Genomic DNA, 10,138 nt, shown 5'->3' with positions numbered 1-10,138 from the left:
AGGTTGCCGAGGGCGCGGGTCGCGGTGATCTCGATGACCACGCGGCTGGGGTTGGGACGGGGCGGCTTGTAGCGGGTCGTGTAGAGCTGCTCGGCGTGCGCCACCGAGGCCGGATCGGTCCTGAGGACGGCGCGGCCCTCGATCGTCGACCAGCGGCGGCCGTCGACCTGGGTGACCGCCACCGGGAGGCCGGAGCCGCCCGCCGCGCGGACGTGGCGGGCCTTGGCCGAGGCGGCCGAGGTGATCACGCGGACGGTGCCGGTGCCCGGGGTGCCGGCGTCCAGGGTCGCGCCGACCGGGACGGCGTGCGGGGTGCCGTCCGGGCGGAGCGTGACGAGCGTGCACACGTGCCGCTCGCGCCAGAACGCCTGGAGGCGCTCGTCGGCCAGGTCGAGCCGGTGTTTTCCGTCCACGAAAACGATCGTAGGCGGGCGCCGGCGGCGGGCGGGGAGCGGGCCGGCGTGCCGAAGGCGATATGCAGGGAAGGTGACTTCGGCGCCAGGTAATGCGGACTGGCGAAGTATGTCGGGCTTATGATTAGTTAGCGGAAGAAACTACCTGACGGGGGAGGGGTCGGCGTGCCGTCCAAGCATTATCCGTGGGTCGCGCTCAGCAACACGACGCTGGGCATGCTGCTGGCCACGGTGAACTCCTCGATCGTGATCATCTCGCTGCCGGCGATCTTTCGCGGCATCCACCTGAACCCGCTCGAACCGGGCAACGTCAGCTACCTGCTGTGGATCCTGATGGGCTACATGCTCGTCTCGGCGGTCCTGGTGGTGACGCTCGGCCGGCTCGGCGACATGTTCGGGCGCGTCCGGATGTACAACGCCGGCTTCGCGGTGTTCACGGTCGGGACGCTCGTGCTGGCGCTGGACCCGCTGCACGGGAGCGCCGGCGCGATCTGGCTGATCGGCTGGCGGGTGTTCCAGGGGATCGGCGGCGCCATGCTGATGGCGAACTCGGCCGCCATCCTCACCGACGCGTTCCCGGCGCACCGGCGCGGGATGGCCATGGGGGTCAACCAGGTCGCGGGCATCGCCGGGACGTTCATCGGCCTGGTCGCCGGCGGCCTGCTGAGCGAGATCAACTGGCGGCTGGTGTTCTTCGCGTCCGCGCCCATCGGGGTCATCGGGACGATCTGGGCGTACCGCAGCCTGGTCGAGACCGCCAAGCGGGCCGCCGGCGCGAAGATCGACTGGCTCGGTAACGTCACGTTCGCGGTCGGGCTGACCGCGCTGCTCGCCGCGATCACCTACGGCATCCAGCCCTACGGCGGGCACGACATGGGCTGGACGAACCCGTGGGTGCTCGGCGGGATGATCGGCGGCGTCGCGGTCCTGGTGCTGTTCTGCTGGATCGAGACCAAGGTCGAGCAGCCCATGTTCCACCTGAACCTGTTCCGCATCCGGGCGTTCACGGCCGGCAACGCGGCCGGGCTGCTCGCCGCGATCTCCCGCGGCGGGATGCAGTTCATGCTGATCATCTGGCTGCAGGGCATCTGGCTGCCGCTGCACGGCTACGACTACGAGGACACGCCGCTGTGGGCCGGCATCTACCTGCTGCCGCTCACCGCGGGGTTCCTGGTGGCCGGGCCGATCTCCGGGCACCTGTCCGACCGGCACGGCGCCCGCGCGTTCGCCTCCGGCGGGCTGGTGCTGTCGGCGCTGGCCTTCGCGGGCCTGCTGGTGATCCCGACGGACTTCGGCTACGGGACGTTCGCGCTGCTGATCTTCCTGAACGGGGTCGGCTCCGGGCTGTTCGCCGCCCCGAACACCACCGCGATCATGAACGCGGTCCCCGCGGACCAGCGCGGCGTCGCGTCCGGCATGCGCGCCACGTTCATGAACGCCGGCATGGTGCTGTCGATCGGCGTGTTCTTCTCGCTGATGATCGCCGGCCTGTCCAACACGCTGCCGAAGACGCTGACGCAGGGGCTGACCGAGCACGGCGTCCCGGCCGGGCCGGCCACGCAGGTGGGCGAGCTGCCGCCGGTCGGCACGCTGTTCGCCGCGTTCCTCGGCTACAACCCGATCCAGAACCTGCTCGCGCCGTTCCACGTCCTCGGCGGGCTGGCGCCGGACGACGTCGCGACGCTGACCGGGCGGTCGTACTTCCCGCACCTGATCTCCGAGCCGTTCCACCACGGCCTCGTCATCGTGTTCAGCATGGCGATCGCGATGTCCCTGGTGGCGGCGCTCGTGTCGCTGCTGCGCGGCCGCCGGTACGTGCACGACGACGAGGTCCGGGACGAGCCCGAACTGCAGAAGGCGGGCCGCGACGCCGCCTGATCCGCCCCCGAAACCGGCCCCCGGCCCCCCTGCTCGGCCGGGGGCTTTTTCGCGCTATCTATTGACACTGTTCCGCAAACGTTTTCATAATCCTCGGCATGACCGCAGACCGCATCGGCGCGGACGGCGCGGACGGGGAGCCCGCCGGACCCCGCGCCGCCGACGCCTCCCGGGCCTCGATCCGGGCCGTGGCGAACCTCGCCGGGGTGTCGCCGTCCACGGTCTCGCGGGCGCTGAACTCCCCGGAGCTCGTCAACGCCGAGACCCGGCGGCGCGTGCTCGAATGCGCCGACCGGCTGGGCTACCAGCCGAACCGGGCGGCGCAGTCGCTGGTCCTCGGGCGGACCCGCAACGTGGGGCTGATCGTCCCCGACATCGCCAACCCGTTCTACGCGCCGTTCATCAAGGGCGTGGAGGCCTACTTCCGCGACACCGAGTTCGCGGTGTTCCTGGCCGACACCGACGAGGACACGGCGACGGAGGTCAGGCTGGCCGAGGCCATGATCGAGCGGGTGGACGGGCTGATCCTGTGCGCCCCCCGCATGTCCGGGACGCGGCTGCGCGCCGTCGCGGCCAAGACGGCCGTGGTCCTCGCGAACCGGACCAGCCGGAACGCGCCGTCGGTCCTGCTGGACTTCGAGCCCGGCATGGACCAGGCGGTGGCGCACGTCCACGCGCTCGGCCACCGCAGGTGCGCCTACCTGGCCGGCCCGGCCAACTCGTGGTCGAACAAGCAGCGGCGCAGGCTGCTCGGCGCCGCCTGCGCTGAACGCGGCATCGAACTGGCCGACCTCGGCCCGTACGAGCCGCGCTTCACCGGCGGCTACCGGGCCGCGGACGAGGTGCTCGCCGCGGGCGTGTCCGCGGCGTTCGCCTACAACGACCTGGTCGCGCTCGGGGTGCTGTCCCGGCTCACCGCGCGCGGCGTGCAGGTGCCCGGCGAGCTCAGCATCGTCGGGTTCGACGACGTCCCCATGGCGTCGATGACCAATCCACCGCTCACCACGGTGGCCATGCCCGTGAACGCGCTGTCGCGGGCGGCGGCCGCCACCATGCACAGCACGCTCGACCCGGGGGCGCCGAAGGCGCCGCCGCTACCGCCGGTCTCCGAACTGGCGACCCGACTCCTCATCCGAGGCACCACCGGGCCGGTGTGAGCCGGCCCCACAGCAGGACCGCGCGTCCTGCCTGGAGGACCCACCCCATGAGAACTCCTCGATCAGCCCTCGTCACCGTCGCGACCGCCGCCGGCCTGCTGCTGGCCGCCTGCGGGGCGCCCGACTCGGGCGGCAAGTCCGCGTCCGAGCCGGCGGCGGGCGACGTCAAGCTGCCGTCCAAGCCCGTCACCCTGAACATCATCGACGTCGCCGGGAACCTCCAGCTCACCCAGCAGATCTTCGAGAACTACCAGAAGGCGCACCCGAAGCTCGTCAGCAAGATCACCTACACTAAGGCGACCGCGCCGGAGCTGGCCGGCAAGGTCAAGGCGCAGCAGGACGCCGGGCAGCTCGGCATCGACCTCGTGCTGACCGGCACCGACGGCCTGTCCGCCGGCCTGGAGCAGAACCTGTGGGTCGACCTCGTCGGCAAGTACGCCGACAAGCTGCCCGACCTGAAGACGCAGTACCTGGAGCCCGCGGCCAAGATGCAGGAACTCGCACAGGGCAAGGGCGTCACCGTGACGTACTACCCGTCCGGCCCGCTCCTGGAGTACAACCCGAAGAAGGTCCCGAACCCGCCGAAGACGGCCGACGAGCTGCTGGCCTGGGCGAAGGCGCACCCGAAGAAGCTGGAGTACGCCCGCCCGTCCAACTCCGGGCCCGGCCGGACCTGGCTCATGGGCCTGCCCTACATCCTCAAGGACTCCGACCCCAAGGACCCGGCCAACGGCTGGACCAAGACCTGGAAGTACCTCAAGGACCTCGACCAGTACGTCGAGTACTACCCGACCGGCACCACGCAGACGATGAAGGAGCTGAGCGAGGGCACCCGCGACATCATCCTCAGCACCACCGGCTGGGACATCAACCCGCGCGTCCTCGGCCAGGTGCCGAAGGACGTCAAGATCCAGTCGCTCGACGGCTTCACCTGGGTCACCGACGCGCACTACATGGTCGTCCCCAAGGGCGTCTCGGGCGGGAAGCTCGCCGTCCTGCTCGACATGATGAAGTTCGCGCTCCAGCCGCAGCAGCAGGCGATCACCTACGACAAGGGCTACTTCTACCCGGGCCCCGCCGTGAAGGGCGTGACCCTCGACATGGCTCCGGCCGAGAGCCAGCAGGCGATCAAGGAGTACGGCCGCCCCGAGTACGACAAGCTCATCGCCGACAACCCCAAGGCCCCGCCGCTGGACGCCAAGGCCCTCGTCGCCGCGTTCGACCGCTGGGACAGGGAGATCGGCGGTCAAAAGGTCAAGAAGTCATGAAGGTGCACAAGGTGAACGAATTGCGAGGCCGCTCCGCAGGCTCCGCGTCCTCGGTAGGGGGCATGAAGGCGCGGTGCGCGGCGATGCGAGGCCGCTCCGCAGGCTCCGCGTCCTCGGTAGGGGGCATGAAGGCGCGGTGCGCGGCGATGCGAGGCCGCTCCGCAGGCTCCGCGTCCTCGGTAGGGGCGTCATGACGGTGGGGAGCGTCGTGGAGAAGGATTCGCGGGCGGCGTTCGGGCATTTGCGGCTGGACGGGGTGACGCGGCGGTTCGGGAAGGCGACCGCGCTGAGCGGGTTCGATCTGCGGATCGAGGGCGGCGAGTTCATCGCGCTGCTCGGGCCGTCCGGCTGCGGGAAGTCGACCGCGCTGAACTGCCTGGCCGGGCTGCTGCCGCTGTCGGAGGGCGCGATCTGGCTGGACGAGGAGCGCATCGACACGCTGCCGCCGGAGAAGCGCGGGTTCGGGATGGTGTTCCAGAACTACGCGCTGTTCCCGCACCTGTCGGTCCGCAAGAACGTCGCGTTCGGGCTGTCGGTCCGGCGGGTCGGGAAGGCCGAGACGGCCCGCCGGGTGGACGAGGCGCTGCGCACGGTCGAGCTGACCGAGCACGCCGACAAGCTGCCCGGCCAGCTGTCCGGCGGCCAGCAGCAGCGGGTGGCGATCGCCCGCGCGATCGTGCTGCGCCCCAAGCTGGTCCTGATGGACGAGCCGCTGTCCAACCTGGACGCCAAGCTCCGCGTGCAGATGCGCACCGAGATCCGGCGCATCCACCAGGACCTCGGCCTGACCACCGTGTACGTGACGCACGACCAGGAGGAGGCGCTCGCGCTCGCCGACCGGGTCGTGGTGCTGCGGTCCGGCAAGGTGGAGCAGATCGGGACGCCCGAGGAGGTCTACACCTACCCGGTCAGCACCTACATCGCCGGGTTCATGGGGTACCGGAACCTGCTGGAGCTGCCCGTCCTGTCGTCCGGCGACGGGAAGGTGGGCCTCGGCGAGAAGGACGGGCTGAACCTGACCGGGGTGAGCCGGCAGCCGATCACCGGGGCGCGGGCGGTCGCGGCCGTCCGGCCGGAGGACTTCCACATCGCCGGGTCGCCCGACTCGGCGGCGGGGGAGAACATCGTGACCGTCCGCGTCGAGGTGTCGGAGTTCCACGGGCGCGAGGTCGCCGCCGAAGGGGTGACGGACGACGGCCGCGTCGTCCACTTCCGGTCCCCGGAGCGGATCGCGCCGGGGGAGCGGGTCGCGCTGACCGTCGCGCCCGAGCGGGTCCTCGTGTTCGGCGAGAGCGTGCAGGACGCCGCCGCGGCGCTCGACGAGGCCGCCGCCGAGTCGATCGGCGAGACGACGGGAGCCAAGGATGGCGGTTGAGGCTCCCGCCCGCCCGGAGGCACCGGCCCCCCGGCGCAGCGGCCTGCGGCACCGGCTCGCCGAACGCGGCGTCGACCGGGTGCTGCTCCTGCTGGTGCCCGCCGTCCTCGTCATCGGGCTGCTGTTCCTCTACCCGATGCTGTACGGGGTGGGGCTGTCGCTGCAGCCCAAGAACGGCGGCGGGCCGTTCGGCAACTACGCCGACTTCTTCAAGGACTCCTACCAGCGCGGCACGGTGTGGAAGACGCTCAGGCTCGCGCTTCCTGCGGCGCTGATCAACGTGGGCGCGTCGGTGCCGATCGCGTACCGGCTGCGCGGCAGGTTCCGCGGGCGCCGGGTGCTGACGGCGCTGCTCGTCCTGCCGGTGACGCTCGGCACGGTCCTGGTCGCCGATGGCCTGCTGCGCTACCTCGGCCCCAAGGGCTGGTTCAACCGGGTCCTGCTCGACCTGCACATCGTGGACGAGCCCGTCCGGCTGATCTACAACTACTGGGGCGTGCTGCTGTCGCTGCTCATCACCGGGTTCCCGTTCGCGTTCCTGCTGGTGCTGTCCTACATGTCGGGCATCGACCCGACGCTGGAGCGGGCCGCGGCGACGCTCGGCGCCGGCCCGTGGCAGCGGATGCGGCGGGTCGTCCTGCCGCTGCTCGCCCCGGGCCTCGCGACCACGTTCGTGCTCGCGTTCGTGCTGGCGTTCTCGGTGTTCCCGTCGGCGAACCTCGTCGGCGAACCGGCCGGCGAGACGCGGGTGATGGCGATCGCGGCGTACCAGGCGGCGTTCGAGAAGTACGACTACTCGATGGCCTCGACCATCGCCGTGCTGATGGGCGTGTTCGAGCTGCTCGTCATCTCGGTCACGCTGCTGCTGCGCGGCCGCCTGTACACCGGGCCCGCGTCGGGAGGTAAGGGATCATGACCGCCATCTCACGCCCGCGTGGCCTGCCGAAGCGGGCCCTGCCGAAGGGGCGGCTGAGCGCCTGGCTCGTCTGGGCCTGCGTCGGGTTCTTCCTGATCAACCTGGGCGCGCTGATCTTCTCGGTGATCGTCAACTCGTTCGGGACGAAGTGGTTCTCGGGGTGGCTGCCGCAGGGCTTCACCAGCTCGTGGTACTCCGACGCGTGGGACGAGTTCGCGCTCGGCGACGTGCTCACCGTCACGCTGGAGATCACGCTGATCGTGGTGGCGCTGGCACTGGTGATCGGCGTCCCCGCCGGGTACGCGCTGGCGCGCCGCGACTTCCCCGGCAAGCGGATCGTGATGTTCCTGCTGCTGCTCCCGGTGCTGCTGCCGCCGATCACCTACGGGATCCCGCTCGCGACCGTCCTGTACAAGGTGCATCTGGCGGGGACGATGACGGGCGTCGTCGCGGCGAACCTCGTCCCGGCGCTGCCGTTCGTCGTCCTCGTCATGACGCCGTTCGTGGAGCAGATCGACGCGAACGTGGAGTCGGCGGCGCGGATGTGCGGCGCCCGGACCGGCCAGGTGTTCATGCGGGTGCTGGTGCCGCTGCTGCTGCCCGGCATCCTGGCCGCCGGGATCCTGGTGCTGGTCCGCACCGTCGCCATGTTCGAGCTGACGTTCCTGGTGGCGGACGCCGACAGCCAGACGCTGATCGTCTCGCTGTACAGCGCCGCGTTCACACCGGGGATCCGCGCCGCCCAGGCCATCGACGCGATGGCCGTGATCTACATGGCGCTGTCGGCGGTGCTGCTGGTCATCGCCCTGATGTTCGTCAATCCGACGCAGATCGTCGCCCAGGTGAGGGAGGCCCCGGCCGAATGAGCACGACCACATGAGCAGTGTCCAGTTCGATTACACGGGAGAAAGGGTGCTGGTCACCGGCGCCGCGGGGCTGATCGGCCGTGCGCTGGTCCAGCGGTTCACCGAGGCCGGCGCCGAGGTGCTCGCCGTGGACGTGGACGCCGACGGGCTCAAGGTCTTCGGCGACGATCCGCGGGTGGCGACGCTGGCCGGGGACCTGGCCCACGAGGAGGTCGCCGACGCCGTCTTCGCGACGCTCCGCAGGAACGGCGGCCTGGACGTCCTCGTCAACAACGCCGCGATGACGGAGGTGCGCACCCCGCTGATCGACATCAGCGCAGGCCTGTGGGACGCGGTCATCGCCGCCAACCTGCGCTCGGCGTACCTGCTGTCGGTCCGCGCCGCCCGCCACTGGCGGGACGCCGGGCGGGGCGGCGCGATCGTCAGCCTGTCGTCGCCCGGCGGCTCGCGGGCCCACGAGGACCAGAGCGCCTACGACGTGACCAAGGCGGGCATCGAGGCGCTCAGCCGGGCGATCGCCGTGGAGCTCGGCGGGCTCGGCATCCGCGCGAACTGCATCGCCCCGGCGAGCGTCGTCGGGGAGATCCGCCCCGCCACCGACATCCCGGCCGGCCGCACGACCGCGCCGGAGGAGGTCGCGGACGCGGCGCTGTACCTGGCGTCCCCGGCGGCGGCGCAGCTCAACGGGCACGTCCTGCACGTGGACGGCGGCCTGCACGCGCGCCTGCGGACCGACCCCGCCCAGGAACAGCAGCGCAGCGAGGACTAGGGAGAACTGGGCACCGGGCACGGCCGCGCCGATGCCGGCGGTTTCGCCGAGACCGCCGGTGTCGGCTCGCGGGTGGGCAGGGCGGGGCCGGTCCGGCGCGTGTTGTGCCGTTTCATGACGGCCTGAAGGTCCGGTCCGCCGCCCCTGCCGCTCGCGTCGGCGAGCGTGGGGCAGGCCCAGGCGCCCTGGCGTCCCCATGAGTAGCTGACGTCGAACGCGGGCCGCGGGACGAGCCGCTCCCACCGGTCGAGGAGGGACTGGAGCTGCGCCTCGTCCGGCATCCGCCAGTTCTTCTCGCCGTCGTTGCAGGACTGCCCGAACGTCTGGAACACCGGGACGATCATGCGGCGGGCGAAGCCGGCGCGGGCGGCCTGCCCGACCATGGTGTCGATCGCGCGGAGGTCGCAGTCCGTGCGGCCGGTCCGGCACGGGTACGGGTCGAGGCCGATGAGGTCGAGATGGGTGGCGGACGGCTTGAGCGGCCGCATCGGCCAGTCGGTCAGCGAGGCGAACGCCTTCTGGCCGGGCGCGTACCGGTGGACGATGTCGGCGCGCTGGCGGATCTTGCCGGCGATCCCCGGGCAGTCGCCGGTGTTCGGCTCGTCGGACAGGTACCACCCGTAGACGCGGTCGTTCCCGGCGAACCGCTTCACCGTGGCGGCGAACGTGGCGGCGCTCTCCTGCTGGAAGCCGCCGCAGGTGGTGTTGCCGACCCACAGCAGGGCCCGGCCGCCCTTGGGCAGCGAGGCGATGGCGTCCTCGTCGGGGTCGACGTCGAACAGGTCGTAGCCGAGCGCGGCCGCCTTGGCGCGGTCCTCCGCCGGCATGTTCAGGGCGAGATGTAACGTGCCGCTCGGCGCGCTGTGGGCCACGGGCCGGGTGGACGTCCCACCGGGGGACGGGGCGATCAGATACCCGGTGACGGCTCCGCCGAGGGCTGCCACGGCGGCCACCGCGGCCAGATGCGTCTTCATCGGCTCTCCCGTGCGTCGCTGGTGTGCTCAGCGTCGCACGGACACAGCGTGATCATCGGATCACAGCACGGACCGGCCGCCCGCAATGCGGTGGACGGCCGGTCCGGAAGTGCGGGACGGTCAGACCCGCCAGGACGCGACCAGGGCGTCCAGCGTGGCCTGGTCGTAGACGATCCCCTGCGAGGTCAGCTCCTGGGCGACCATTTCGCCGTCGCCGTGGTGCTTGGCCAGCAGCCGGTACACCGCGTACGGGAACCAGTGGTTGTCGCTGATCCGCTGGATCTCGGCCTCGTCGCAGCTGTAGCCCTCCGCCGTGACCTCGGCGAGCGTCCCGGCCACGTCCCCGTGCCGGCGTTCGAGGACGTCGATGACGATCGAGCGCAGGTTCTCCGGGTTGGCGGCGGGCGCGGGCTCCTCGGCGGTGGTGCCGTAGGAGCTGCGCCCGTTGAGGCTTCCGCGCGCGGCGGCGCTGACGACGGCCAGCTCGGGCTCCGGTTCCGGCTCGGGGGCCGGGGCCGGGGC

General features: G+C 71.4%; 10 protein-coding genes. 7 read left to right on the top strand and 3 right to left on the bottom strand.

The window, feature by feature from the left end; translation table 11 throughout:
• A partial coding sequence (locus tag E1293_RS39445) for a pyridoxamine 5'-phosphate oxidase family protein (RefSeq protein WP_132203998.1) occupies positions 1 to 413 on the bottom strand: 413 nt, incomplete at its 3' end.
• A 165-nt stretch (positions 414 to 578) separates the two neighbouring features.
• On the opposite strand from E1293_RS39445, the gene E1293_RS39440 reads away from it, so the two are divergent.
• The 7 genes from E1293_RS39440 to E1293_RS39410 all read left to right on the top strand — a co-directional run bounded on the left by E1293_RS39440 (position 579) and on the right by E1293_RS39410 (position 8,642).
• Entirely contained in the window at positions 579 to 2,291 is a 1,713-nt protein-coding gene (locus tag E1293_RS39440; RefSeq protein WP_243717233.1) for an MFS transporter, read from the top strand.
• A gap of 98 nt (positions 2,292 to 2,389) precedes the next feature.
• Positions 2,390 to 3,448 carry a LacI family DNA-binding transcriptional regulator gene (locus E1293_RS39435; protein ID WP_132203996.1) on the top strand — a complete coding sequence of 353 codons (1,059 nt, stop codon included), beginning with the start codon at positions 2,390 to 2,392 and terminating at the stop codon, positions 3,446 to 3,448.
• A gap of 47 nt (positions 3,449 to 3,495) precedes the next feature.
• Positions 3,496 to 4,716 (top strand): extracellular solute-binding protein, encoded by a 1,221-nt coding sequence (locus tag E1293_RS39430; protein ID WP_132203994.1) that lies wholly within the window; start codon positions 3,496 to 3,498, stop codon positions 4,714 to 4,716.
• A 190-nt stretch (positions 4,717 to 4,906) separates the two neighbouring features.
• Positions 4,907 to 6,091 (top strand): ABC transporter ATP-binding protein, encoded by a 1,185-nt coding sequence (locus E1293_RS39425; protein WP_132203992.1) that lies wholly within the window; start codon positions 4,907 to 4,909, stop codon positions 6,089 to 6,091.
• The gene (locus E1293_RS39420; protein ID WP_132203990.1) at positions 6,081 to 7,007 is read left to right on the top strand and encodes an ABC transporter permease; all 927 of its coding nucleotides are present in this window, start codon (positions 6,081 to 6,083) and stop codon (positions 7,005 to 7,007) included. The genes E1293_RS39425 and E1293_RS39420 overlap by 11 nt, the downstream gene beginning before the upstream one ends.
• Entirely contained in the window at positions 7,004 to 7,873 is an 870-nt protein-coding gene (locus E1293_RS39415) for an ABC transporter permease (RefSeq protein ID WP_132203988.1), read from the top strand. Before E1293_RS39420 ends, E1293_RS39415 begins: the two co-directional genes overlap by 4 nt.
• A 10-nt stretch (positions 7,874 to 7,883) precedes the next feature.
• A complete protein-coding gene (locus tag E1293_RS39410) occupies positions 7,884 to 8,642 on the top strand; it encodes an SDR family NAD(P)-dependent oxidoreductase (RefSeq protein ID WP_132203986.1) in 759 nt (252 codons plus the stop codon).
• Here E1293_RS39410 and E1293_RS39405 read toward each other — a convergent pair.
• Together E1293_RS39405 and E1293_RS48075 are read right to left on the bottom strand one after the other, a co-directional pair.
• On the bottom strand, positions 8,639 to 9,616 hold the full coding sequence (locus tag E1293_RS39405) for a hypothetical protein (protein ID WP_132203984.1): 978 nt from the start codon (positions 9,614 to 9,616) through the stop codon (positions 8,639 to 8,641). The two genes, E1293_RS39410 and E1293_RS39405, sit on opposite strands and share 4 nt — an antisense overlap.
• A gap of 120 nt (positions 9,617 to 9,736) precedes the next feature.
• The coding region (locus E1293_RS48075; protein ID WP_207939362.1) for a hypothetical protein at positions 9,737 to 10,138 on the bottom strand (402 nt) is incomplete at its 5' end.

This window comes from Actinomadura darangshiensis, assembly GCF_004349235.1.
Classification (GTDB): Bacteria; Actinomycetota; Actinomycetes; order Streptosporangiales; family Streptosporangiaceae; genus Spirillospora; species Spirillospora darangshiensis.
The sequence above is the reverse complement of the archived record's forward strand: the minus strand, read 5'-3'. Positions and strand labels throughout refer to the sequence as shown.